Annotated in this window: 22 protein-coding genes; 9 read left to right on the top strand and 13 right to left on the bottom strand. The window is 61.9% G+C overall.

What is annotated here, in order from left to right; genetic code table 11:
• Positions 1-327: 327 nt before the first annotated feature.
• Positions 328-1,710 carry a membrane-bound lytic murein transglycosylase MltF gene (mltF, locus tag Q1V57_RS13965; RefSeq protein WP_300532090.1) on the top strand — a complete coding sequence of 461 codons (1,383 nt, stop codon included), beginning with the start codon at positions 328-330 and terminating at the stop codon, positions 1,708-1,710.
• Between the two features lie 12 nt (positions 1,711-1,722).
• On the opposite strand, the gene Q1V57_RS13970 is transcribed toward mltF, so the two are convergent.
• From Q1V57_RS13970 to fliQ, 4 genes are read right to left on the bottom strand one after another with little or no spacing between them, the layout of a single operon-like run.
• Complete coding sequence (locus Q1V57_RS13970) at positions 1,723-4,260, bottom strand: ATP-binding protein (RefSeq protein ID WP_300532092.1); 2,538 nt, start codon at positions 4,258-4,260, stop codon at positions 1,723-1,725.
• Positions 4,261-4,300: 40 nt separating this feature from the next.
• Positions 4,301-5,395, bottom strand: coding sequence for a flagellar biosynthesis protein FlhB (gene flhB / locus Q1V57_RS13975; RefSeq protein WP_300532094.1), 1,095 nt, complete (start codon positions 5,393-5,395; stop codon positions 4,301-4,303).
• A gap of 10 nt (positions 5,396-5,405) precedes the next feature.
• Positions 5,406-6,158, bottom strand: coding sequence for a flagellar biosynthetic protein FliR (gene fliR, locus Q1V57_RS13980; RefSeq protein ID WP_300532096.1), 753 nt, complete (start codon positions 6,156-6,158; stop codon positions 5,406-5,408).
• Positions 6,155-6,418 (bottom strand): flagellar biosynthesis protein FliQ, encoded by a 264-nt coding sequence (gene fliQ, locus Q1V57_RS13985; protein ID WP_300532098.1) that lies wholly within the window; start codon positions 6,416-6,418, stop codon positions 6,155-6,157. The genes fliR and fliQ overlap by 4 nt, the downstream gene beginning before the upstream one ends.
• A 112-nt stretch (positions 6,419-6,530) precedes the next feature.
• Here fliQ and Q1V57_RS13990 point away from each other — a divergent pair, with 112 nt between their 5' ends.
• Both Q1V57_RS13990 and Q1V57_RS13995 read left to right on the top strand, forming a co-directional pair.
• Positions 6,531-8,423: a DUF885 family protein gene (locus tag Q1V57_RS13990; RefSeq protein ID WP_300532100.1), complete on the top strand. Its 1,893-nt coding sequence runs from the start codon at positions 6,531-6,533 to the stop codon at positions 8,421-8,423.
• Between the two features lie 106 nt (positions 8,424-8,529).
• Entirely contained in the window at positions 8,530-10,413 is a 1,884-nt protein-coding gene (locus Q1V57_RS13995; RefSeq protein WP_300532101.1) for a DUF885 family protein, read from the top strand.
• Positions 10,414-10,478: 65 nt separating this feature from the next.
• Here Q1V57_RS13995 and Q1V57_RS14000 read toward each other — a convergent pair whose 3' ends face one another.
• The 4 genes from Q1V57_RS14000 to flgB all read right to left on the bottom strand — a co-directional run bounded on the left by Q1V57_RS14000 (position 10,479) and on the right by flgB (position 13,673).
• On the bottom strand, positions 10,479-12,260 hold the full coding sequence (locus tag Q1V57_RS14000) for a cytochrome c peroxidase (RefSeq protein WP_300532103.1): 1,782 nt from the start codon (positions 12,258-12,260) through the stop codon (positions 10,479-10,481).
• 202 nt (positions 12,261-12,462) lie between these two features.
• The gene (locus Q1V57_RS14005; protein ID WP_300532105.1) at positions 12,463-12,780 is read right to left on the bottom strand and encodes a flagellar hook-basal body complex protein FliE; all 318 of its coding nucleotides are present in this window, start codon (positions 12,778-12,780) and stop codon (positions 12,463-12,465) included.
• Between the two features lie 28 nt (positions 12,781-12,808).
• Entirely contained in the window at positions 12,809-13,222 is a 414-nt protein-coding gene (gene flgC / locus Q1V57_RS14010; RefSeq protein WP_300532107.1) for a flagellar basal body rod protein FlgC, read from the bottom strand.
• 16 nt (positions 13,223-13,238) lie between these two features.
• The gene (gene flgB / locus Q1V57_RS14015) at positions 13,239-13,673 is read right to left on the bottom strand and encodes a flagellar basal body rod protein FlgB (protein ID WP_300532109.1); all 435 of its coding nucleotides are present in this window, start codon (positions 13,671-13,673) and stop codon (positions 13,239-13,241) included.
• 108 nt (positions 13,674-13,781) lie between these two features.
• Here flgB and Q1V57_RS14020 point away from each other — a divergent pair, with 108 nt between their 5' ends.
• Positions 13,782-14,105: a flagellar biosynthetic protein FliO gene (locus tag Q1V57_RS14020; RefSeq protein WP_300532111.1), complete on the top strand. Its 324-nt coding sequence runs from the start codon at positions 13,782-13,784 to the stop codon at positions 14,103-14,105.
• 43 nt (positions 14,106-14,148) lie between these two features.
• Positions 14,149-14,859 carry a flagellar type III secretion system pore protein FliP gene (gene fliP / locus Q1V57_RS14025; RefSeq protein ID WP_366145169.1) on the top strand — a complete coding sequence of 237 codons (711 nt, stop codon included), beginning with the start codon at positions 14,149-14,151 and terminating at the stop codon, positions 14,857-14,859.
• Between the two features lie 54 nt (positions 14,860-14,913).
• Here fliP and Q1V57_RS14030 read toward each other — a convergent pair whose 3' ends face one another.
• The 5 genes from Q1V57_RS14030 to Q1V57_RS14050 are packed head-to-tail and all read right to left on the bottom strand — an operon-like array spanning position 14,914 to position 21,080.
• Positions 14,914-18,276 (bottom strand): hypothetical protein, encoded by a 3,363-nt coding sequence (locus tag Q1V57_RS14030; protein ID WP_300532114.1) that lies wholly within the window; start codon positions 18,274-18,276, stop codon positions 14,914-14,916.
• Positions 18,260-18,979, bottom strand: a complete 720-nt coding sequence (locus Q1V57_RS14035; protein ID WP_300532116.1) for a hypothetical protein — start codon at positions 18,977-18,979, stop codon at positions 18,260-18,262. Before Q1V57_RS14035 ends, Q1V57_RS14030 begins: the two co-directional genes overlap by 17 nt.
• A gap of 6 nt (positions 18,980-18,985) precedes the next feature.
• The gene (locus Q1V57_RS14040; protein WP_300532118.1) at positions 18,986-19,375 is read right to left on the bottom strand and encodes a DUF6468 domain-containing protein; all 390 of its coding nucleotides are present in this window, start codon (positions 19,373-19,375) and stop codon (positions 18,986-18,988) included.
• A complete protein-coding gene (gene fliM / locus Q1V57_RS14045; RefSeq protein WP_300532120.1) occupies positions 19,372-20,508 on the bottom strand; it encodes a flagellar motor switch protein FliM in 1,137 nt (378 codons plus the stop codon). Before fliM ends, Q1V57_RS14040 begins: the two co-directional genes overlap by 4 nt.
• 11 nt (positions 20,509-20,519) lie before the next feature.
• A complete protein-coding gene (locus Q1V57_RS14050) occupies positions 20,520-21,080 on the bottom strand; it encodes a flagellar basal body-associated FliL family protein (RefSeq protein ID WP_300532122.1) in 561 nt (186 codons plus the stop codon).
• A gap of 256 nt (positions 21,081-21,336) precedes the next feature.
• Here Q1V57_RS14050 and Q1V57_RS14055 point away from each other — a divergent pair, with 256 nt between their 5' ends.
• From Q1V57_RS14055 to flgH, 4 genes are read left to right on the top strand one after another with little or no spacing between them, the layout of a single operon-like run.
• Positions 21,337-22,083 carry a flagellar hook-basal body complex protein gene (locus Q1V57_RS14055; protein ID WP_300532124.1) on the top strand — a complete coding sequence of 249 codons (747 nt, stop codon included), beginning with the start codon at positions 21,337-21,339 and terminating at the stop codon, positions 22,081-22,083.
• Between the two features lie 15 nt (positions 22,084-22,098).
• Positions 22,099-22,884 carry a flagellar basal-body rod protein FlgG gene (flgG, locus tag Q1V57_RS14060; protein WP_300532126.1) on the top strand — a complete coding sequence of 262 codons (786 nt, stop codon included), beginning with the start codon at positions 22,099-22,101 and terminating at the stop codon, positions 22,882-22,884.
• Positions 22,885-22,895: 11 nt separating this feature from the next.
• Positions 22,896-23,822 carry a flagellar basal body P-ring formation chaperone FlgA gene (gene flgA / locus Q1V57_RS14065; RefSeq protein ID WP_300532128.1) on the top strand — a complete coding sequence of 309 codons (927 nt, stop codon included), beginning with the start codon at positions 22,896-22,898 and terminating at the stop codon, positions 23,820-23,822.
• Positions 23,823-23,841: 19 nt separating this feature from the next.
• Positions 23,842-24,591, top strand: a complete 750-nt coding sequence (gene flgH / locus Q1V57_RS14070; RefSeq protein ID WP_300532129.1) for a flagellar basal body L-ring protein FlgH — start codon at positions 23,842-23,844, stop codon at positions 24,589-24,591.
• The last annotated feature ends 69 nt before the right edge of the window (positions 24,592-24,660 follow it).

Here is a 24,660-nt window from a genome sequence, read left to right on the forward strand (position 1 = left end):
TTATCCATCTCTTCGTCTTTCACGAGTCGAATCGCGCCCCTGCTCATAACCGTATTCCCTTATTTCACGCCGCCATCGGGCGGGCAACTGACCAAAAACGTACCAGCTTTGTTCCGGGAACACAAGGAGAACATATTCCTAGTTCATCGACCAGGATGGATGGGGTCTCCCCGGCTCCGCGAGCGCCGGATGAGACCAAGCTACCCACCGCAGACGACAAAAACGGTCACCCTTAATGCGAGAGCATTGAAGAGCTCAGCCGGACGGGTCATTGCCGCGCCGCGCCCGGGCGGCTAGTTTTTATCCATGGCTTTAAAACTTCGCCGTTTGAGCAAAGCATTAGCACTCGCCGGGCTGAGCCTCGCCCTGGTCCAATGTGGCCCGCAGCCCAGCCAGGCGCCGATTGAGCAGACCCAGGCCCAGACGCGTATCAGCTCGCTTGAAGAGTTGCTGATCGGCGGCCGGCTGGTGGTTCTGACCCTGGACGGTCCGACCATTCACGCCACCGACGCTGATACCAGTGCGCCCACAGGATACGAGGTCGATCTCGTCCGGGCTTTCGCCATCGATCTCGGCGTTTCGGTGCAATACGAGGTCATGCCGGACATCGATTCGCTGCTGGCGGCGCTTGATGCCGGTGACGGACACGTCGCCGCGGCCAATCTTACCGTCACCGATGAGCGCGCCCGAAAATATGATTTCGGTCCCGCCTACCGCACCGTGCGGGAACAGCTGGTCTGTAATGATAGCGGCCCGGTGCCCACGCGGCTCGACCGGCTGGCCGAAGCGCGCATCGTTGTGCTGGAGGGGTCAAGCTATCGCGGCACGCTGGAAGACCATGCTCGCCGGCTCGGTGGTCTGGAATGGACCGAAGCCAATGGCGGATCGGCCATGCCGCTGCTCGAACAGGTCCAAGCCGATGCCTTCGACTGCACGATTGCCGACAGCCATCTCGCCGACTTTGCCCGCCGTCGCCTGCCCGACATCGTCGTCGGACTGGATCTCAGTGAAGAACAATCCCTGGCCTGGGCCTATGACAGCAGCATTGACGGCCTGGGTGATGCGCTCGACACCTGGTTCGCCGGCGCCCACGCCACAGGCTTCCTGGAAGAGCTCGATGAACGCTGGTTCGGCCGGTTTGGCGATTTTGACTATGTCGATGTCGCGGAGTTCATTAACCGGGTCGAAACCCGCCTGCCCGAATACGAGGCCCTGTTCCGGCTCGCGGCTGATGACTCACCGTTTGAGTGGGAGTTGATCGCAGCCCAAGCCTACCAGGAAAGCCATTGGGACCCCGATGCCATCAGTGCCACCGGAGTTGAAGGGCTGATGATGCTGACCCTGTCGACCGCCGAACGCGTCGGTATTGCCGACCGGACCGACCCGCGCCAGAGCATTGAAGGCGGCGTCACCTATCTCACCGATCTGTACGGGCGGGTACCGGACAGCGTCACCGGCCAGGACCGGCTCTGGTTCGCCCTGGCGGCTTACAATGTCGGCATGGGCCATATGTATGATACGCGGGCGCTGGCTGAACGGCTCGGACGGGACAAGAATAGCTGGGCCGATCTGGAAGCGACCCTGCCCTTGCTGTCCGACCCGGATTATTATCCCAGCCTGCGCTATGGCTATGCACGGGGATATGAGCCGGTCGCCTATGTCCAGAAAGTGCGCGAATACCGCGCCCTGCTGGAGGCCCAGCGGCTCTAGCCCGGACCGGCCCTAATTCTTGTCCGCCGCCGCTGCGGTCAGCTCTTCTTTCACCTTCTCGGCCAGCTGGGTCAGGGTGAAGGGTTTGGGCAGGAAGGAAATATCCTGCTCCTCCGACAGCGTCTTGGAGAATTGCTCGGCGGCATAACCGGAGATGAAGACAATCCGGGTGTCGGTGAGCATGTCGCGGGCTTTTTCCAGCAGTCCAGGCCCGTCCAGGTCCGGCATGACGACGTCGGAGATCAACAGGTCGAAGCCTTCCGGCGTGTCCTCGAGTATTTCGAACGCCTCCTCGCCATCACAGGCCTCGACGACGTCATAACCACGCTTGGCCAGTGTCTTGGCGGCGATATTGCGCACCGCATCCTCGTCTTCGACCAGGAGGATACGCCCATGGCCGGACAGGTCGGCCGGCGCCGGCTCGGCGGTCTTGGCGACCTCGGCCTCGGCCAGTTCGACCGTTTCTTCCTCGGTCGGCTGATAGCCGGGCAGGTAGATGGTGAAGGTTGTGCCTCTGCCCACCTCGGAGTCGGCGAACAGGAAGCCGCCAGACTGTTTGACGATGCCGTAAACCGTGGCCAGGCCCAGCCCGGTGCCCTTGCCGGCTTCCTTCGTGGTGAAGAAAGGCTCGAAGATTTTCGACAGGGTTTCGGCGTCCATGCCATGCCCCTGGTCTGCCACCTCGATCGCCACCCAGGCCCCCTCGCGCACATTTGGCGCACCGGCGCGGGTCACTTCCTCGTCCGATACCGACTTGGTGCGAATGATGAGCTCGCCGCCGCCCTGGTCGCGCATGGCATCGCGCGCATTGGCGGCAAGATTGATGATGGCAGTTTCCAGCTGCCCCTTATCCGCCTTGATCAGCGGCACCTCGCGGCCATGGACAATGTCGAGCTTGACGGTTTCCTCGACAATCTGGCGCAGCAGGACGGAGACTTCCGAGAGCATGTCGCCGACATCGAGGGTTTCGGTCCGGAAGGTCTGCTTGCGCGAGAAGGCGAGCAGTTTCTTTACCAGGCCCGCCGCACGGGCGACCGTCTGGTTGATCGACTGCAGCTCGCCATAATCGGGATCGCCGACCGGGTGGCGATTGAGCAGCTCATCGGTATTGAGACGGACGGCAGTCAGCAGATTGTTAAAGTCGTGGGCAACACCACCGGCGAGCTGCCCCACGGCCTGCATCTTGTTGGCCTGGGAGAATTGCCGTTCAAGATCCTTCCAGCTGGTCACGTCGATGATGTAGGCGACCCGCTTGCCACCACGCGACGGGGCGAAGGCGAGATGGACATAAACCGGCTTCTCCGCTGCCAGACAGGCCTCGGCGGGTTCGCTCGAGCCGGCCATGGCAAAGGCGAAGGTGTCCTGCGGGGTGCGGCCGTCTTCCCAGTGGAAGATGTCGCAGAATTTAACCCCGGGCACGGCCTTACCCTCGGTCAGCTGGACCAGGGCCGGATTGACGTCCTCGATAATCGCCGCCTCGGGATCGGCGCCGTCGAGACGCACGACGCCGAACGGAGCGCTGGCAAACATCTCGTCCAGCGTGCGCCCGGCATTGCTGGCCGGCGCCATGGACTGGGCCACGCCTGGAGGTGCTCCGGTGGCAGAGAGGCCATAAATCACACCGCGGCCCACCGGCTTCTCGCCAGCAGTCCATTCGATGACAATGGTGATCGGGCTTTCAATACCGTCACGGGCGCGCAAGCGGGTATCGATCCGCGCCAGCCCTTCACCGCCGCGCGAGCGCAGAACCGTGCGCGCAGCATCGCCAGCGAGGATTTTGTCGAGCGAGGGGAAGGCTTCGCCCTCGGCCAGACCAAGCCAGGCGCGCAGGGTGGAGTTCCCCATCGCGATCTCGCCATTGCCGCGCAGGGAGAACAGGCCAACCGGCGCATGTTGTGACCAGTCCGCCAGCGAGACCGAAGCCGAGCTGTCTTCGCCCGATACCGGCGCCAGACGCCACAGGATCAAATCCTCGCCCTGGCGCTTCGCTTCGAGCCGGAATTGCGCGGTTTCGCCTTCATTGAGCGGCAGGGGCGGCAGGAGTTCACAGGCCTCCTCACCCTTCGCAGCCGCGCGCGCCAGGCGGTAGACCGCCCCATCGCCGCCACCGGCACCGGCCCAGAGCCGGTCGATCGTCGGCAGACCGAAGCTCTGCCCGAAACTGCCCGCCGCCTTGGCCAGGGACCGATAAGCTTCATTACCCCAGCGCACGGCGCCGCGGCGGTCGGTGATGACCACCGGGTCGGTGAAGACCTCCATGGCGGCGTAACCGAGCTCGGTCGCACTCGGCATGGCATTGCGGGCCACCGTATTGCGCAGGGTACGCCCGGCCGTTTCGCCGGCTGCGATGGCGTAAAGCACCACGAGCCCCGCCAGGGCCAGTCCGGCCAGGAAGATGAAGCCTTCCCAGCCCTCCTCGCCATTGCCGAACAATGCCGCACCGGCCGCCGCGATCACGATGAAGCCGAGAATATACAGCGCCATACGTCCGAACGGTTTATCCCAGAAGGACTTTCGGTTCTGGCTGTTGGCGGTCGGGGTATCGGCCATGACGGAACTCCGGCACGAATCAGAAAGAAGGGGTTACAGACTACTCGCTCGGGCGGTATTGCGCGCGCGAATTCCCACCGGACAGTGACAGAACGTATCCGATCACGCGAGCCACGGCCTTGAAGTGATCAACAGGAATTTCCTCGTCGAGTTCAGCGGTTGCATGCAGCGCGCGGGCCAGCGGCGGGTCCTCGACGATGGGCACATCGTTTTCCTTGCCGAGTTCACGGATACGCAACGCCACCGCATCAACACCCTTGGCGACACAGATGGGCGCCGGCGTCTCACCCTGCTCGTAGAACAAAGCGACCGCATAGTGGGTCGGGTTGGTCACGATGACGGTTGCGTCGGGAACCTTGGTCATCATGCGCTTCTGGGCCCGTTCCTGGCGGATCTGGCGCAGCTTGGCGCGCACCATCGGATCGCCCTCGGACTGTTTCAGCTCGTCCTTCACCTCACGCCGCGACATACGATTGCGTTTGATGAAGGTCTGGCGCTGATACATGTAATCGAGCGCCGCAATGACCGCGTAAACCGCGAGACAGGCGATCAGCAGCTCAATCGCCGCCTGCTGAACGATCGGCAGGATCGCCGTGACGTCGAGGAAGGGCATGCCCGACAGCACGTCCTTCTTGGGAAAGATGACGATGAAGGCGGCCAGCGCCACCAGGGCCATCTTGCCCACGCCCTTGAGGAAGTTGGCGATCGCTTCCATGCCGAAGACGCGTTTGAAGCCGTCAATCGGATTGATCTTGGACAGTTTGGGCTGGATTTTCTCGGTCGTGAACAACATGCCCTGTTGCACGTAATGTCCGGCAAAACCGGCGACGACGAGCACCAGGACCGGGAAACCGACCAGGGCCGCGATCATCCAGATGGTTTCCTGCATCGTGCCCATCATTGCCTGCGGCTCGACCGCCAGCATGTGGGCTTCGCCGAAGAATATCTGCATCGAGCCGGCCATGCGGCGCGCCACGGCGGGGAAGATGAAGGCCAGCAATAAAAGCGCCGACATCAGGATGAACCAGCCCGGGATTTCCTGCGACTTGGCGACATCACCTTTCTTGCGGGCGTCTTCGAGCCGTTTCTGGGTCGGTTCTTCGGTTTTTTGACTTTCGTCTTCGCCTTCAGCCATCTCCCAGCCCCTAGCTCAGCTCGACGGCGAAACGCTGCATGCGTTCAAGCCAGACGGCTGCCATCGCGCCCAGCGCGATGATAATGATGATCAGCCCGAACATGATGTTGGCGGGCATAGCGACGAAGAAAATTTGTAATTGCGGCATCAGGCGCGAGAGAATGCCGAGGGCAAAATAGAAGAGCAGACCGAAGACGATCATCGGCGCCGCGATCTGTATGGCGATGCGGAAAGTGTCGATGAAGGCGTTGAGGGCCCAGTTGGCGGCATCGGCCATTGAGGGGAAGTCCCCGGCCGGGAACATGGCGTAGGAATTCACCCCGGCCTGCAAGAGCAGGTGATGGGTATTGGTCGTGAACAGCAAGGTGATGAAAACCAGGTTCAAGAAAGTGCTGAGCAAGGCGCCTTGCGTCCCCTGCGACGGGTCAAAGCTCTGCGCCATGGCGAGGCCGCTTTGCATGGAGATCACCTGACCTGCAATCGCCGCCGTGGACATCAGCAAGCGCGCGATACCACCGATCATCAGCCCGATCAGCACCTCGCCGACAATCAGCCCGGCCAGCATCAGCGGCGCGGTCGGCATGGGCGGCATGGAGGGGGCCAAGATCGGCCCCAGCGTCAAGCAAACCAGCAGGGCGAAGGACAGGCGGATCCGCACCGGAATGCTCGGCTCGCCGAAACCCGGCATCAGCATCAAGATCGCCCCGAGACGGGCGAAGACCAGACCGGCCGCAAAGATTATCGCCGGAAGGTCGAAACTCATGGCATCGCGATCCGGTCGGTAATGGCGATCATGAAGCCGCCGAGAAGCGCGCCCATCAGCGGCAGGAAGATCAGCAAGGCAATAAAGATGGCGATGATCTTCGGCACGAAGACCAGGGTCATTTCCTGGATCTGGGTGAGCGCCTGGAACAAGGCCACAATGACCCCGACCGCCAGACCGATGATCATCACCGGCGCAGCCATGGCCAGCATCAGCCAGATCGCCTCTCGGGCATAGTCGAGAACTTCGGAACCGGTCACGTCCGCGGTCGCCTTCCAGGATCGGGAATCAATTACTGTTAATTATCTTTACCATTCCCGGATCGCCGTTAAGAAAGAGTCAATTCTAGTAAACGAGGGGGTCCGGCAAGCCATGTCCATTCGCGAAATTCTGGCCGGTGCGAGCGCACTGGCACTTCTCACCGCATGTTCTCCGGCGACGGACGAAACCGGCACGCCGCCAACCGCGCAGCAATCCAGCGCCAGCAGCACCGAAACAGCACCGGAAGCCGCCCGCGAGCAAACCGAAACCGAACGGCTTTTCGCCTGGTTCCAGTCCGAATTCGAACAGGAAATCGCCCGTTCGCCGCTGGGTCAGACCTATCTCGGCATGGTTACCGACATGGAGGCCTACGGCCAGTGGGACGACGCCTCGGAGGCCGAAGTCCGCGCCAACCTGCAACGCGAAGCGGACCGCATCCGCTACATGAACGAGAATTTCGACTTCGACGCACTGACCCAGGAAGCCCAGGTCTCCTGGCGGTTCGCGGAGTTCATCGCCGCCAATAACCGGCAGCAGGCGGAATTCTGGGACCACGGGCTCATCTTCACCCAGTTCTTTGGCCCGCACTCGCAAATGCCGACCATTCTGATCGGCTATCACCGCGTCGATTCGGTCGAGCACGCAGAGGCTTACATCTCCCGCCTCAACGGCCTCGGCCCGCTGATGCGCACCTATACAGCGCAGGCTGATGAGCGGGCCCAGAACGGCGTTGTGCCGCCGGCCTTCGCCTTTCCGGTCATCATCGCCACCGCACAGGGCATGATCACCGGCGCGCCGTTTGACGACAGCGGCGAAGACAGCCCGCTGATGGCGGACTTCCGCAACAAGGTCGAGGCGCTGGAGATTTCCGACGAGGAAAAACAAGACCTTCTGACCCGAGGCGCGGCAGCTCTGACCGACAGTGTCGGCCCGGCCTATACCGATCTCATCGCCACCATGCAGCGCCATGAAGAACTCGCCGGCGGTGCCAATAACGGTGCCTGGGCCCTGCCGGAAGGTGCGGCCTATTATGAAAGCCAGCTGCGCAATTACACCACGCGTACCGACATGACCGCCGAGCAGATCCACGAGATCGGTCTGGCCGAGGTCGAGCGCATCCATGGTGAGATGCGCGATATCATGACCCAGGTCGGCTTCGAGGGTTCGCTTCAGGACTTCTTCGAATTCGTCCGCACTGATGACCAGTTCTACTATCCCGACACCGATGAAGGGCGTCAGCGCTATCTCGACGAATCGGCACAGATGATCGATGAGCTGATGGTCGTCGCACCGCAGTATTTCGGCCAGCTGCCGCGTGGTCAGATGGATGTCCGCGCCGTAGAGCCCTATCGCATCGAGACCGCCACCGGCGCCTTCTACGAGCAGGGTTCGCTCGATGGTACGCGCCCCGGCGCCTATTACGTCAACCTCGCCAATATGCGGGATAATCCGACCTATCTGATGCAGTCTCTCGCCTTCCATGAAGGCGCGCCGGGTCACCACTTCCAGGTCGCCCTGTCACAGGAACTGGAAAACACCCCGATGTTCCAGCGTCTCGCCTGGTATTCCGCCTATGGCGAAGGCTGGGCGCTGTATGCCGAAAACCTTGGCAAGGAAATGGGCTTCTTTACCGACCCGTACCAGGACTTCGGACGCCTCTCCTATGAGGTCTTCCGCGCGGCACGCCTCGTAGTCGACACCGGTATCCACCACTATCAATGGTCGGAAGAGCAGGCCAATGAGTACATGCTCGAAGCGACGCCGATGCCGGCAGGCGATATCGCCAATGAGGTCCGCCGCTATATCGTCTGGCCGGGCCAGGCCGTGTCCTACAAGGTCGGCATGCTGACCATTCTGGAACTGCGCGGCCGCGCCCAGGAAGCCCTCGGCGATGATTTCGACTGGGGCGAATTCCATGATGTTGTTCTGACCAATGGTTCGGTGCCCCTGAGCCTGCTCGAAGAGCTGGTCGAGACCTACATCGCCGAAAAACAGGCCGGCTAGTCTGGTCCCAACTGAGATGCGGTCAGGCCAGCCTTGAGGAGAGGCTGGCCTTGTCCGTTTAAAGACTTAACTTCTGGCCCAGCCAGTTCACTCGAGGGGAGTACCCATGTCTTTGATCAAACGCCTCGCGCTCGGCGCCTCGATCGCCGTCCTCGTCACAGCCTGCTCACAGCCGGCCGATGACGACGCGAACACCGCAGCCGCTCCGGCCGCTGAAACCGCCAGCCCGGCCCCTGAGGCCGCCAGCGAGGCCGCGGAAACAGAAACCGCACGCCTCAATGCCTGGTTCGAACAGGTCTTCCAGGACGGCATCGCGCGCAGCCCGATGTACCAGACCTTCCTCGGCATGAAGACGAATTACGACCAGTGGGGCGATGCCTCGCCGGAATTCCAGCAGGAAGGGTATGAGATCGGCCAGCAGAACTACCAGTACATGCTGGAAAATTTCGACTTCGATCAACTTGATGCGAGCGCCCAGATCTCCTGGCGCCTGTTCGAGCGCAATGCCCTGCGCTCGCAGGAAGGTCAGCGCTGGCTCGATCACGGTTACACGTTCACGCCGCGCTCCGGCCCGCACATGAACACGCCGACCTTCCTGATCAACAACCACCGCGTTGATACGCTGGAAGACGCCGAAGCCTATATCGGCCGCCTCAACGGCATGGGCGACTATCTCGACCAGAACATTGCCAATGCCCGCCGCTCGGCCGAGATCGGCGTCTACACGCCGCGCTGGACCTATCAGCCGATGATCGAGACCTCGCGCAATGTCATCAGCGGCGCACCGTTTGACGACAGCGCCGAAGACAGCCCGCTGATGGGTGATTTCCGCCGCAAGGTGACCGCACTGGAGCTGTCGGAAGAGGAAACCGCTCGCCTCATCGGCGAAGCCGAAGCCGCCCTCACCGGTGTGGTTCAGCCGGCCTATGAACGTATCATCGCCCTGTTTGAAGAACAGGAAGCCGTTGCCAGCGAAGACGACGGCGTGTGGAAACACCCGGACGGTGCCGAATTCTACAACTACCTGCTCAACGGCTATACGACGATGGATATCTCCGCCGAGGAGATCCACCAGATCGGCCTGAGCGAGGTTGCCCGCATCCATGGCGAGATGCAGGCCATCATGGACCAGGTCGGCTTTGAAGGCTCGCTGCAGGACTTCTTCGAATTCATGCGGACCGACGAGCAGTTCTACTATCCGAACACGGATGAGGGCCGCCAGCGCTATCTCGATGAAGCCACTGCGTTGATCAACACCATGACCGAGACGCTGCCGCAAATGTTCAACACCTTCCCGCAAGCCGAGCTGGAAGTGCGCCGCGTCGAGCCCTTCCGTGAAGCTTCTGCCGGCAAGGCCTTCTATCAGCGCCCGGCCCCGAACGGCTCACGCCCGGGCGTCTACTACGCCAATCTGCGCGACATGGCGCAAATGCCGATCTACCAGATGGAAGCCCTCGCCTACCATGAAGGCGCACCGGGTCACCACATGCAGCTGGCGATTATGCAGGAATTGCAAGGCATCCCGTCCTTCCGCCGCTTTGGCGGCTATACCGCCTATACCGAAGGCTGGGGTCTTTACACCGAATACTTCCCGCTCGAATTCGGCTTCTATTCCGACCCCTATTCCAACTTCGGCCGCCTTGCCATGGAGCTGTGGCGGGCCTGCCGCCTCGTGGTCGATACTGGCCTGCATTATCACCAGTGGTCGCGTCAGGAGGCGGTCGATTATCTGATCGAGAACACGCCGAACCCGGAAGGTGACTCAATCAACGCCATTGATCGCTATATCGTCTTTGCCGGCCAGGCCACGGCCTACCAGATCGGCAAGAACGAGATCCTGCGCATGCGTGCCAATGCGGAAGAACGCCTCGGCGATGCCTATGACATCCGCGAGTTCCACGATGTCATCCTGCGCGAGGGCGCCCTGCCGCTGGCCGTTCTGGAAGAACAGATCGACGCCTATATCGAACGCACGATCGCAGCGCAGTAAACGCTCCAATACAACGCAAAAGGCCGCCCGACCGGGCGGCCTTTTTTGTGGGCTGAACGCGAGGCTCACTCGTCAAAGGGATCGGAAAACGCATCCTCCGTGACGAAACTCTCATCGGTCAGTGTGTGTAGGAAAGCGACCAGAGCAGCGATCTCGTCATCGTCAAGATTGAAGCGCTGGATCGGAGCACCGGCATTATTGCCCTGACGCAATAGATTGCTGGTCTCGCCATTGTCATTGACCCCGGTGGCGTAAAACTCAACCACCTCCTCCAATGTTTCGAACCGCCCATCATGCATGAAGGGCGCGGTCAGGGCGATATTGCGCAGGCTGGGGACTTTGAAATCATCATCGCCGGTTGCGCCACCACCGCTCACTGTCGGATCCAGGCCGATATTCTGCGGCGGACGATTGAGGACGTGGGCGTCGGTCTGATGACACTGGTTACAGCCCATGGATTGCACCGGCCCCAGCCCGGCCTGGGCCAGCAGCGCGTCATCGATCGGCATGAACAGCGCCATGCCGTGCAGCTCCTGCTGGGTGAAACGGCCGGCAAAATCCGGCGTATCGGCATTGGGGTCGTCACCTATGCGGGCCGTATCGAAGCTCGACCCAGCGCTAACCATTGCCCGCTGGAACTGAGCCAGCGCCCTGGCGATACGGTCCGAGGTCACGGTGTCATCGCCGAAGGCTGCCGTGAACAGCGGCGGATAAAAGCTCTGCGCTTCCACCGCGGCGACCACATTCTCAAGCGTATTGCCCATTTCCACTGGCGAGACGATGGGACCAAGAGCTTGCTCTTCGAGCGAAGCGGCGCGTTCATCCCAGAACATATTGCCCCGGTCATAGAACCGCACATTGGCCAGATGCGGGGCGTTCACCGGCGTCAGCTGACCATCGAAACCGCGGCTGAACCGGCTCGGTTCGCCAAAGGAGAAAGCCTGGACATGGCAGCTGGCGCAGGAGACGGTGTTATTGACCGACAGGCGGGTGTCGTAAAACAAGACGCGCCCCAGCGTCGCTCCGGCATTGGTCAGCGGGTTATTGTTGGGCGTATTGTCTCGCGCGGCGATGGAATTTCCGCCATTGACCGGCTGCAGGAAGTGTAGCGGCAAATCCTCTTCCGCCAGGGCGACATAATCGACCGGCGTTGCAGGCAGGACAGGCGCTCCGATGGTCGTACCGCGGATAATAACGATCCGGATGGGCAATACGGCATCGCTACCGGCCCCGTTCGAAGCGGTAATCACACCGGAGAAGACGCCGGCCGAGCTGGCAATCCCCTCAAGCCGGTCATTGACCACAGCGAGGCCAGGAATGGTGGTATCCAGCGTGATCTCGAACTCCAGCCTATTGCCGGACGGGTCTTCGAAATAGTCCGACCAGCTCGCTGGATCAAAGGTGATTGACTGACCGGTGACGAAGCGCAATCCGACCTGGCCGGAGAGCGCTTTCACATCCTGGTTTGCCTGGATGAAGATGGAAAAACTGTCCGAGGCGGTCGCGCCCATCGGATCACGGGCTGTGATGGTTACGATGGCCTCCACAACCGTATCGGGCGTCCCGCTGATGGTTCCGCCATTGGCGTCCAGTCCTATATTCGCCGGCGTGATGGCGATTGAATAGGTCAGCGCATCGCCATCCGGATCGCTGAAGGTCTGGCCGCTTTGGGTCGCGTCATAGGTGAACGCCTCGCCCACCCGCGCGGACTGATCCAGATTGGCCACCGATACGATCGGTGCCGCATTGGCCACCTGGCTTCCGCCTCCGGTCGTGCCGGACGAACTATCACCGCCACCGCCGCCGCAGGCGGCGAGCAATAAACACATGGCAGATGAAACGAACAAAACCCCGGCCTGATTTCGAGCCCTGTGAGGGAATAACCCGTACATATACTCACTCCTGTCCCGCCCCGCTAAAGGCATCCCCTCAGCCCTTCAACGCGGCGCAAAGGAAATCCCGTCGGGAAAGTGTGAGATTTATTCCGGCACGAAAAACGGCCGCCCCAGACAGGGCGGCCGCTCGAAATACCAGTGATAGTGCCGGTGCTTAGATCGGCATCCGCAGGATTTCCTGATACGCCTTCACGACTTCATCCCGGACCGCCACAACGGTTTCCAGCGTGATCTCGGCCGCTGAGACGGCGGTGGCGACATCAATCAGGTCAGCCTGACCGGTCAGGCTCGCCTGGGTCATCGCTTCGGCACCCGCAAGGGTGTCCTGGGTGTTGGCGACAGCTTCGGTCACAAGCCCGCCAAAATCGACATTGGCAGAGCCCGCGGCGGCGGTATCGCCACCGGGCGTGACCTGCTGTGCGGCGCGGGCAGCGGCTTGATAGGCCTGAAGGGCGGAAAGATCGGCAGCCATGGTTTTCTACTCCAGCTGAGCGTCGCGTTTAGCGGCGCAGTAGATCGAGCGTTCGGTCCATCATTCGGCGATGGTTCTCGATCATGTTCAGATTGGCCTCGTATGTGCGCATCGCCTCCCGCATATCCATCATCTCGACCAGAGACTGGACATTGGTGGTGCGGACATAGCCCTGTTCATCCGCAGCCGGATGGCCGGGATTATATTCCATCTTGAAGGCCGACATATCGTCGACCGCGTCCGTCATGCGAACAGTGTTGGCGCCGGTGACGCGATCCAGCTCCGCCTCAAACACCGGGATCTGGCGTCGATAGGGGTCACCGCCCGGCGTGCGTGCCGTGGAATCGGCATTAGCGATATTCTCGGAGATGATGCGCATACGCGCGGCCTGAGCGCGAAGGCCCGCCGCGGAAATCTGCATCGTGTCGTTAGGACCAGCCATGGGTCATGCTCCTCATCTAGCCGCCCGGTCGCCGGATGGCGACGCGCAGGAGACCGATACTCTTCTGGTAGAGGCTCAACGCGCTTTCATAGCGCATGCGTGTTTCCTGAGCCCGGACCATCTGTTCTTCCACCACGACAGAATTGCCATTGACCGTGGTTTCACTATCGGGACTGTTCGACGTTGCATACGTGCGCGTCCCACCACCGCCGGAATTGCCCGGGATGTGGTTCGCCTGGGTCGTGCGCAGCTCAAGATTACGGCCGCCGGCTTGGGCCTGGCCGATCTCACGCGACAGCGCGCTCATAAATGCATTCTCGTCGAGATCCTGCGGCGTAAATCCGGGCGTGTTCGCGTTTGCGACATTGTCCGCGATGACACGCTGCCGCTCGGCGTTGAAGCCCATATTTTCGCGCAGGAGCGCCAGAATCGGCACATTGTCGAGCCGCATCAGCGAATCCCTTTCGTAACCAGTGTTAAGGCTGCGCCCGCACGGTTAACGCCGGTTTAACCGCATCACCTCAGAAGGCGAATATCCCATGTATCAGGCGGCTTCTCGATGACCGACGCGGTGGATTTGACGCAATACTTTCTGGCCATGCTGGTCCTGGCCGGACTGCTGGGTGTTCTGGGCCTGTTTGCCATGGCGGTCCAGCGTGGCTGGATATTGCAGAGCGTGACCGGCCTGGCCGGTTTCAAGGCGGACGAGCGGCGCATGAAAATCCGCGAAACCCTGGTCCTCGATCCGCGCCGGCGCATGGTGATCGTTGAGGTCGATGAGGAGGAACACCTCATCCTGCTCGGCGCGACAACAGAAACGCTCGTGAAGACCCAGCCGGCGCCTGAGCGACCGGACGCCAATGAGGAGACGCCCCATGCGTAAGGGCTTCTGGTTTTATCTTCTGCTCTTTGCGGCAGGCATCGCCATGCTGGTTGGCGCCGCCGGTAGTGCGGAAGCTCAGAGCGTGACCATCGATACCGGTTCAGACGGCGAGCTGACCGAGCGCGTGATCCAGCTGATTGCGCTTTTGACGATCCTGTCGCTCGCCCCCTCCATCGTCATCATGACGACGAGTTTCGTCCGCATTATTGTCGTGCTTTCGCTCCTGCGCACTGGGCTTGGCTTGCAGCAGAGCCCGCCTAACGCGGTCCTGATCTCGCTGGCCCTGTTCCTGACCGCCTTCATCATGGCGCCGGTCTTCAGCCAGTCCTACAATGACGGTATCGAGCCCCTGCTCAATGGCGAGATCGAAATGATGGAGGCGTTTGATCGCTCCTCCGGCCCGGTCAAAGACTTCATGTTGATGCATACGCGCGAGGCCGATCTCGAGCTTTTCATCAACATGTCCCAGGAGCCGATCCCGGAGACACCGCAGGAAACCTCCTTCTGGATCGTCGCCCCGGCCTTCATGATTTCCGAGCTACGCCGCGCCTTCGAGATCGGCTTCCTGCTCTTCATCCCCTTCCTGATCATCGACCTCGTTGTCGCTTCGATCCTGATGTCGATGGGTATGATGATGCTGCCACCGATCATTATCTCCCTGCCCTTCAAGCTGATCTTCTTTGTGCTTGTGGATGGCTGGCGACTGGTGACGGGCTCGCTGGTGCAAAGTTTCGGAACATTGCCTGGAGGCTGACCGCCCCGGAGCAACTCCGGGGACGCGTTCAAAAGCCAAAAAGCGTTGGGGACTTTAAGCGCCTTCGCCGTTAAAGCGTGCGCGGAAGGGCTGGATGAAGGCTTCCAGCGTATCAATGCCGGCAATGCGGCCAGCCAGGTCATTGAACCGGACATTGCCAGGCGTGGCATTGTCATTGGTCAGAAGGGCAAAGGCTGCAGCTTGGTCCGTGGCATCCATCATCTCGCCGAAGCGCTGCCCCAGACGGCGCGCACCGGCGCGGTCGCCGGCCAGCGAATAGGCAATGGCGGCGCGCATGACATCGTTTTGTTCCGGCGGTGTGAGCGGTGCCGGATTCTGGTAGCGATTGCCCAAGAGACGCTCGATACGCGGACCGGTTTCCTCCCAGTCGCGATTATCCCAGGCGATATCGGCGCGCAGACGCCCGGCCGCATCGCTGCGATCGTCGGCAATCAGATCCAGAGCCGCATCAACCCGGCCAAGCTCTGACAGGGCACGAGCTTCCAGCAGATAGCGCTCATCAACCAGTTCGGACGGCAAGCCGGCCACGCGCGAACGGCGGATGGTGTTGAGCGCATCCTCATAGCGATGGTCCATCAGATAAACCACGGCCAGGTCTGTCGCGACCCGGGCGCGGGCAATCGGTTCACGCAGGCGATTATCGACCTGGTGCTGCAGCAATTCCGAAGCCGGATCGAGCAAGTCGAACGCAATCAGGCGGTCGGCCAGGCGGCGGATCATGCGGTCGCCATCGGCTCCGATCGGTGCGAGGTGCTGGTATTGATAGAACACCGCCACCGCTTCGATCGGGTCCATCCGGTCCGCCTCGCCCTCCAGGAAGAGGCGGCGGAAGATGGAGTTCATGTCCTCGAAGATACGGCGCTCGCTTTCATTGCCGGCGAAGCGCGACTGGGCCATGGCCATGGTTTCGAGCCCGCGGCCATACTGTCCGCTCTCGACATAAAGCTGGCCCAGCGTGCGGATGGTTTCACTCTCGATACTGTCACCACGCCAGCGGAAGCGGAGGTTTTCCAGCTCTTCAATCGCAGCATCGCGCTCAATCCGGCCATCGGCCAGTTTGAGACGCGTCATCTCGTAAATCGCGCGCGCTTCCATCGGTGGATTACCGGAAACCGCCAGCTCTTCCAGGCGCGTGATCGCAGTGTCGAGATCGCCATTGGCCTCGGCCAGGCGAGCCGAAACATATTGCCCGTCGAGCCGGGTCTGCTCGTCAGGCTCACCGTTTTCAATGGCATAGAGATGCTGTTCAGCGGAGGCGAAATCGCCGAGCTCCAACGTGGCGCGGGCGAGCGCTGCCTGATAACGCGCTTGCCAGACCGGCGGATAGAAGAAGGCCGCATCTTCACCGCGGCCGAGGCGGCGGCGAGCATCCTCCCAACGCTCCTGCTCAACCGCGATCATGCCGCGCCACATATCAGCGGCGGGGTCCATCGCCAGTGACGGAGTCGATAGATAGGTCTGCGCATCATCAAGACGATGCATCATGTAGCTGGCCACGCCGCGAAGCGCCTGGACATGGCTGTCGGTAGCAAGTTCGGGTTCGTCCCGGGTTGCCAGGTTCAGCATCCCGATCGCTTCGGGGGCGAGGTCGTGGGCGAGCAGGAAGCGCGCCATGGAGACCCGGCTGCCCGGACTGTTCTCAACCGCGGCCCGGCGGGTCCGCGAGCGCCATTCATCGGCGAAATAGCCATTGCCGCGCCAGTTATCGAAATCCATCAGGGCCGGTGAAGAAATATTCGCCAGCACAGAGGCATCGCCCTGGCTGCGTGCACCGTCTGATGAGGGCGTGAGATTGAGCCCTTCCGGCCGCCCGATCACCGCACCGCCGCCAATGATCGAAACGGCGACATCCTCAGCCACCGCCTGAACAGCAACACCCTGGGCCGAAGGCAGTAGTGCGCCTCCAACAAAAGTCCGGCGGGTCGCAAGCCCTTCCACGGGACCGCCCGCAGTGACTACGGCGACACGATCACCGACCATCGGGTCATCAATCCAGCGCACTTCGCGCGGGCTCGACATATCAACCAGTATCCGGCCCAGACGGCCGCGGCGCGCATCGCGCCGCACATTGATCGGGCGCGGCGGGCTGTCGATGCGTTCAGAGAAGACCACCGTCCACTCATCGCCTTCCTGGCGCACTTCGGCCTGGGTCGTTGACGGCACCACCATGCGGACGGCGACATAGTCTTCACCGCTGTGCACGGTGTGCGCACTGGAATGCCGGCTCTGGCGGAATGCCAGCTCACGCATATCCAGCTCAGCCGGCGTGTCGAAGACAACCCAGATCGCCTCGCCTCGGCGGAAGACGGCGGCGCCGACAGGTCCGGTCCAGCCGAATTCGGTGCGCAAGTCGCCATTGAACTCGGATACGGCAACCGGAACGATGCCGCTTTCGGGCACCGGATTGCGCACCTCCGGCTCGGTCTCCTCAGCCAGAGCTTCCTCGACGGGCTCGGTTACCGTCGGGGTCAGGACGGCGGGGCCGACCGGGTCCGGCTCACTCTCGGCAATCGCCTCGGCTGCCTGCACCAGGGGCTCGGCGCTTTGCTCGGGCAAAAGCTCGGCGATTTGTTCCAACAGGCTTTGCGCGCTGGCCGCGTCGGGGCTGACCAGATCGATCGCGACCCGCTCGTCCTCGCCCCAGGCACGCGCGCGTACGCCCTCTTCCAGCTCCAGCTGCAGCACCCATTCATCGCCCTCGCGACGCCCTTGGGCATTGCGCAAAAGTGCCGGAGGAGAGCCCGCGAGGCGCGCCAGCGAAACCTCGGCAGGGCGAGCAAATCGCAACTCGGCGATATTTCCGTTCTGGCGCAGCGCATAATCGACGGTTTCCGGCCAGATCAGCTCGAGCCGGGTATATTCGGAGTTCTGCCCAATCCGCAATTCGACCGGCATGGCGGGAACAGGCGGCGGACCTTCCGGCTCACGCTCAGCCTCCTCCGCAGCAAGAGCGGCGGCTTCGCGCTCGGCCAGCTCACGCGGCGACACCACCGGCGCCGGCGCCGGCGCACCAACCGGAACCAGATCGATCGCCAGCCAGTCATAGCTGGAGGAGACGTAGGCGTCGGCTTCCTGGTTCAAGGCAACGCGTAATGTGCGCCCGTCATCGTCAAGCCGCGCCCGCGCAGCCAGGCTTCCCAGCTGGGAGGCGAGATCACGGATGTCCGCATCAACCGGTTCGCTGAAGGTCGCGATCAGGACGGTGTGCTGGATATCAACCTCGGCATCGGGCCGTCGATCGCCAACACTGTCCGCATAATCCAGCAGAATCCGCGCACGCGTGCCGTCGCGATCGACCGACACGGTTGCGGGCTGCTGGGTCAGCGCTGTTGAACTTAATAGCAGGGACAGCGCAAACCCGGTCGCCAGACCTGTATGTCTAGGTCTCGTCGGCAAGCCGCGCCTCCAGCTCGTCCAGCGTTTCCGGCAGATCGCCGCGGCTTGCCATGAGCTGGGTCAGGGCGGCGGCGGAAGCCGGTTCCATCGCGCCGAGAATTTCGCCGAATTTCCGTGCTGTCATGCGCGATGCAATCTGGACCTGGACCGTCGGGTCCAGCGCCGGGATCAGTGTCGCCGCATTACGCGCGTCCATGGCGTTATACCAGGCCACGATCACCGACATGTCTTCTTCTTCGCGCTCGGACAGCTGGCCAACCAAGGTCTCGATCTGGTCGCGCAGTCCGTTGAGATCGGCAATCTTGCCGTCGACGCGTTGCTCCATCGCCAGCATCAGTGCTTCGCGGGTATCCAGCTCGGCCTCGCGAGAATCGAGTTCGGCGCGACGCTGACCGAGGGCGCGAATGACGCTTTCCTCTTCCTGGGTGCGAATACCGCTGGCGATACGGCGTTCGAAGGCTGCCGTTGCATCTGCGGACGGTTCCGGCGCCGGTTCGGGCTCTTCCACCGGCTCCTCGGCAACCGGCTCATCCTGGGCTGGTGCCTCTTCTGCCGCGTCTTCCGGCGCGACCGTCATCGTTGCCGCTTCAGCCCGGGCACTGAGCAGGTCGACCGCGCCATTGGTCACGGAGATGGCTTTGAGGCCAAACATGCCACCGAGCAGAATGGCGATGATCGAAAAGAGGCGGATGGACGGCGCCATGAGAACTTACCTGACGTCTTTGAGATCGTTGAGAACGGACGAGCCGGCACCGCCCGGGAAAATATCGGCGGCGCGGCGACGCGGCGCGCGCTTGGCCATCGTGTCGACCGTGCGATCGGCACGGTTGGCAACCAGGCTGAGCTCGTCCGAGAGCTTGCGGGCTTCACGCACACGCTGTTCGAGCACGTCAGCCGATTCCGTCGTTGCGCGCTCCAGAGCCACCAGACTCGCCCGCGCACGATCCGTGGCGTCATTGAGCTGGATCACGCTTTCGCGCACCCCGTCCTGGCCGGACTTGAGCGCGTTCAGGCGACGGTCGACCCGCCAGCACATGATGATGGCAACCAGCAGCAGAGCTGCCACGGCACCTTCAAAAATCAGACCGGCATAGCTCATGCGAACCTCATCATCGCTTTTTTCGCGCCCGGGGTCAGCGGCCCGTTCAGCCGCAGGGCAACATTGTGTCCGATACGGCCCATACGGCCGCGTGTCAGGGTCACTGCGCCGCAGCGCAGCTCCACGTCACTCATGGGCGTGGCATCCAGGAAGAAGGTGTCGCCCACCTTCAGATTGGACACATCGCCAAGGGAAATTTTCTGTTCGTCCAGCACCGCGTGGACTTCCATCTTGGTCGACCACAGCTCGGTCGCCAGGTGGCCTTCCCAGATATTGTCGCGACCGAACTTCTCACCCATGAATTGCTGCAGCAGCATTTTACGGATCGGTTCCAGCGTCGCGTAGGGCAGCATCAGCTCAATGCGGCCGCCTCGATCTTCCATATCGATCCGCAGCTTGACGAGAATGGCTGCATTGGCCGGGCGGGCAATGGCCGCAAAGCGCGGGTTGGTCTCGACGCGCTCGAGATCGAAGTCGACTTCGGTCAGCGGCGCGAAAGCCTGCTTTGCGTCGTCCAGAACCACTTCAATCATGCGCTGAACCAGCATGCGCTCAATCGTGGTGTAGGGCCGCCCCTCGATCCGCATGGCCGAGGTACCGCGGCGACCGCCAAGCAGCACGTCCACGATCGAATAGATCAGGTTGGAATCAACGGTCAGAAGGCCGTAATTGTCGAGTTGCTGCGCGCGGAAGACTGCGAGAATGGCCGGCAGCGGGATCGAGTTGAGGTAATCACCGAAGCGGATCGAGGAAATATTGTCGAGCGACACCTCGACATTGTCCGAGGTGAAATTCCGCAGGCTGGTCGTCATCAGGCGAACGAGCCTGTCGAAGACGATCTCCAGCATCGGCAGACGTTCATAAGAGACGAGTGCCGAATTGATGATGGCGCGGATACCCGACTTGTCGCCCGAATCATCATCGGACAGCGAGAAGCCGAGCAGACTGTCGATTTCATCCTGGTTGAGGATACGCTCCGGGCCGCCGCCAACGGTCGGGAGCTCCTGCTCCTCGTCCTCGGCACCGACCATGGCTTCCCATTCAGAGGCAAGATCAAGGTCATCGCCGTCTTCGGCCATGGCCTCCCACTCTGCCGCCAGGGCATCCTGATCCATTGGTTCGTCGTCAGACATCCGCTCTCGCCTTAGTCAACAATCATAAATTCTTGAATCCACACCGCGTCGACCTGTGCAGGTTCGATGGCGAGATTCACCCGGCGCAGCAACTCCAGACGCACACGGTGCATGCCGGCCGAGCCGTAGAGATCGTCCTCACGCAGCTCGCGCAGAAAGACGATGAACTGATCCATGATCGGGTCGAGATGCTCTTCAAGCACCGGACCGAGCTCGGCGTCCGAGCTTTCGAAGGTCAGTTTGAGCTGCACGATTACCGGCCGCCCGTCGCTTGAGCGGATATTGGTGGTGATGGTCTCTTCAGTCCCGTCACCCTCACGCAAGTCGTAATAATAGACCTCGGTGGAATGATACTCTTCCGCCGCCTGCTCGCCGTATTCGCCGGCATGCTCGCCCTCAGCGACGACTTCCTCGTCATCACCACCGGAAAGCAGCAGGAAAGCCGCCACGGCACCGAGCACCAGAATGACGGCACCCAGGCCGCCAAAGATCACCAGCTTGGGAAGGCCTTTCTTCTTGCCTTCCTCTTCTGCACCGTCTTCGTCTTCGAAGTCTTCGTTTTCGTCCGCCATCCGGGAACTCCCACGGGAATCACATCGATACGATTAACGGACAGGCCGGTTAACGTTCCGTAGCTTTGGGGGGGTCAAGAGGTAAATTTTGCCCAGTTTGCGCGCCTTTGTGCCGGGCAAATCTGTCGCCCACACGGGGCACTACATGCTTAACCGTTGATTCTTATAGCCGTTAACCATGGCACGCCTTGTGCACCATGTCGGGCAACCGCCGCAGCATGACGGTGGATGTGTCATCCAGAATGGAGACCACCCGATGGACAACGCAATGATGATCGGCCTGTCGCGCCAGATGACCCTTCGCCGGGCTATGGAGGTCGTGGCCAATAATATCGCCAACGCCAATACGGCCGGCTTCAAGGTGGAGCATTTGCTGCACGAAGCGCAGCCCGCCGAGACAGCGGAGCACACCGATGGTCCCAGCGACATTCAGTTCGCGACGACCTGGGGTATGGGCCGCGACTTCTCCCAAGGCGATATCGAACTCACCGGCCGCCCCTATGACGTCGCCATCGAGGGCGATGGCTTTTTCGGCATCGAAACCGCTGGCGGCATTCAATATACCCGCGATGGCCGCTTCCGCCTTGATGATCTCGGCCAGCTGGTGGCCGCCGACGGTTCACCAGTCCTCGACGCCGACACGCGCGGTCCGATCCTGCTCGACCCTGCGGCACAAGACCTGCGCATCGTCGATGGCGGTCAGATCCTGGAAAACGGCAATCCGGTCGGCCGTATCGGCGTGTTCGAGATTGAAGACCGGGCGCGCCTGACCAAAGCCGGCACCGGGCGGTTCGAATACCCGCTGCAGCCCGGCGAGGCCGAGCCGCTGCCGCTGTTCGATCCGGTGGTTCGCCAGGGCTATGTCGAAGCCTCCAATGTCAGCTCCATAACCGAGCTGACCGACATGATGGCCGTCATGCGTAGCTATCAGTCCGTCTCGAAATTCCTCAAAGAAGCTGAAGACCTGCAGAAACGCTCCATCGAGCGTCTCGGCAAGGCATAAGGAAGGAGCCCGATCATGCGTGCTCTCACGACCGCCGCCACGGGCATGGAAGCCCAGCAACTCAATGTCGAGGTGATCTCCAACAACCTCGCCAACATGAACACCACTGGCTTCAAACGCCAGCGCGCCGAATTCCAGGACTTGCTGTATCAGAATGTCGCCAGCGTTGGCGCCGACAGCTCCGATGCCGGCACCATCGTGCCCACCGGCGTCCAGGTTGGCCTCGGCGTCGAGACCGCCTCGATTTACCGCATCACCGAACAGGGCTCCATGACCCAGACCGGTAATGATCTGGATCTGGCAATTTCCGGTCGCGGCTATTTCCGCGTCCAGTTGCCATCCGGCGCCGACGCCTATACCCGGGCCGGCAATTTCGCCCTCAGCCCGGATGGCCAGATTGTCACCGCCGACGGTTACACCGTGGCTCCGGGCATCGCCGTGCCGCAGGGCACACGCTCCGTCTCGATCAACCAGCAAGGCCAGGTTCAGGCCATGATCGACGGCCAGACCGCGCCGCAGACAGTGGGCCAGCTCGAACTGGTTACCTTCTTCAATGAAGGCGGCCTCGATGCCATGGGCGACAATCTTTACCTGGAAAGCGCCGCTTCCGGTGCAGCCAGCGCCGGTACGCCGGGCTCGCCGGGCTACGGCACGATCCGCCAGGGCTTCGTCGAAGGCTCCAACGTCAATGCCGTCTCCGAGATCACCTCACTGATCCAGGCACAGCGGGCCTACGAGATGAATGCCCGCGTCATCACGGCTGCGGACGAGATGCTCTCGACCAGTGCCAACTTGCGCTAGGGGGACACTAGATGATCCGCTCTACTCTCTTGTCCCTCGCGGTTCTGGCCAGTGCTCCGGCGCTGGCCGGGGAGCCGGTGGTGCTGCGCGAAAGGCTCAGCGTCGACGGCGCCCAGATCACGCTCGGGGATCTGTTCGAAAATGCCGGCGCGGCCGCCACCACGCCGATTGCCCGTGCGCCGGCACCGGGTGCGCGCGCCTCGCTCGATGTCTCCTATGTCCAGCGCATGGCCGCGCAGCATGATCTCGACTGGGCCAATGCCGGCTATCTCCGCCGGGTAACGGTCAGCCGTACCAGCCGCGTGATCACGGGTGAAACCCTGACCGACATCCTTGAAGGCGAGCTGATGATGACGGAAGGCCGTCGCCATGAGGTCCGCCTGGCCAATTCCGCTCTCATGCTGCACGCCCCGGTCGACAGCATTGGCGGTCTGGAAGTGTTGTCGCTCAACTTTGACCCCCGCTCCGGCCTGATTGCCGTTGAAGTGCGCCCCTATGCCGACGCGGACATCGTCCGCGTTACCGGCCGGGCTTATGCGACCATGGATATTCCGGTGCTCGCCCGTCCGGTCTCGGCCGGCGAAGTCATCAACGCCGACGATATCGACTGGATCGCCGTACGCGCCGACCGGGTACGCCCGGACGCGATCACCGATCCGGAGAGCATTATCGGGTCAGAGACGCGCCGCGCCCTGCGGGCCAATGAACCGCTGCGCGGTTATGACCTGCAGGAGCCGGTCGTTATCAGCCGCGGCGAGATCATCGCCCTGACCTTCCAGGCCCCCGGCATTCAACTCTCTGTGCGCGCCCGCGCCCTTGAAGATGCGGCCGAAGGCGAGCTCGCCCGGTTCGTCAATCTGCAGTCAAACCGCACCGTGGAAGCCCTCGTAGAAGGCCCCGGACGCGCCAATGTCGGCTTCAGCGCCGCCAGCTTTTAAGACCTGAAGGACCCATCCCATGTTCAAGAAACTCGCTATTCTGATCGCTCTGGGTGCCGGCCTGCAGGCCTGCGCCACCACGGACCGCCTGTCCTATGTCGGTCAGACCCCGCCCATGTCGCCGATCGAGAATCCGGCGCACATGGTTGGCACCGGTGCCTCGCAAATCCCGATGCCGGTCAACACCATGCCGGCACAAGCTATGGTCCAGCGCAGCAATAACTCGCTATGGAATGCCAACTCGCCGACCTTCTTCGGTGATCCGCGGGCTGCTCGTGTCGGTGACATCCTGACGGTCAATATCGACATTTCCGATCGCGCTCAGCTTTCCAATTCGACCAATCGGTCGCGCACCTCCGCCGAGGACAGCGATCTGACCCAGTTGTTCGGTATCGATCTGACCGGCTTCTTCAATGACAATATCGACCAGACCAGCCTGGGCAGCTTCGGCTCGACCTCCTCGCTGGAAGGCGATGGCTCGGTCAACCGCACCGAAACCATCTCTCTTACCGTGGCCGCTCTGGTGACGCAGGTCCTGCCGAACGGCAATCTGGTTATTGCCGGGCGCCAGGAAGTCCGGGTCAATAACGAGGTTCGTGAGTTGCTGATCTCCGGCATCGCGCGTCCGGAAGATGTCGGCTCGGACAATACGATCAGCCACACCCAGATTGCGGAAGCCCGCATTTCCTACGGCGGCCGCGGCCATCTTTCCGATGTCCAGCGCCCCTCCTATGGCCAGGAACTCTACAACATCCTGATGCCGTTCTAGGACCACAAGATCCCGCCACCATCGGGTATCCACTGGCCGTCATGGTTCGCCATGACGGCCTCTTTTTTT

This window comes from Maricaulis sp., assembly GCF_030149425.1.
GTDB lineage: Bacteria > Pseudomonadota > Alphaproteobacteria > Caulobacterales > Maricaulaceae > Maricaulis.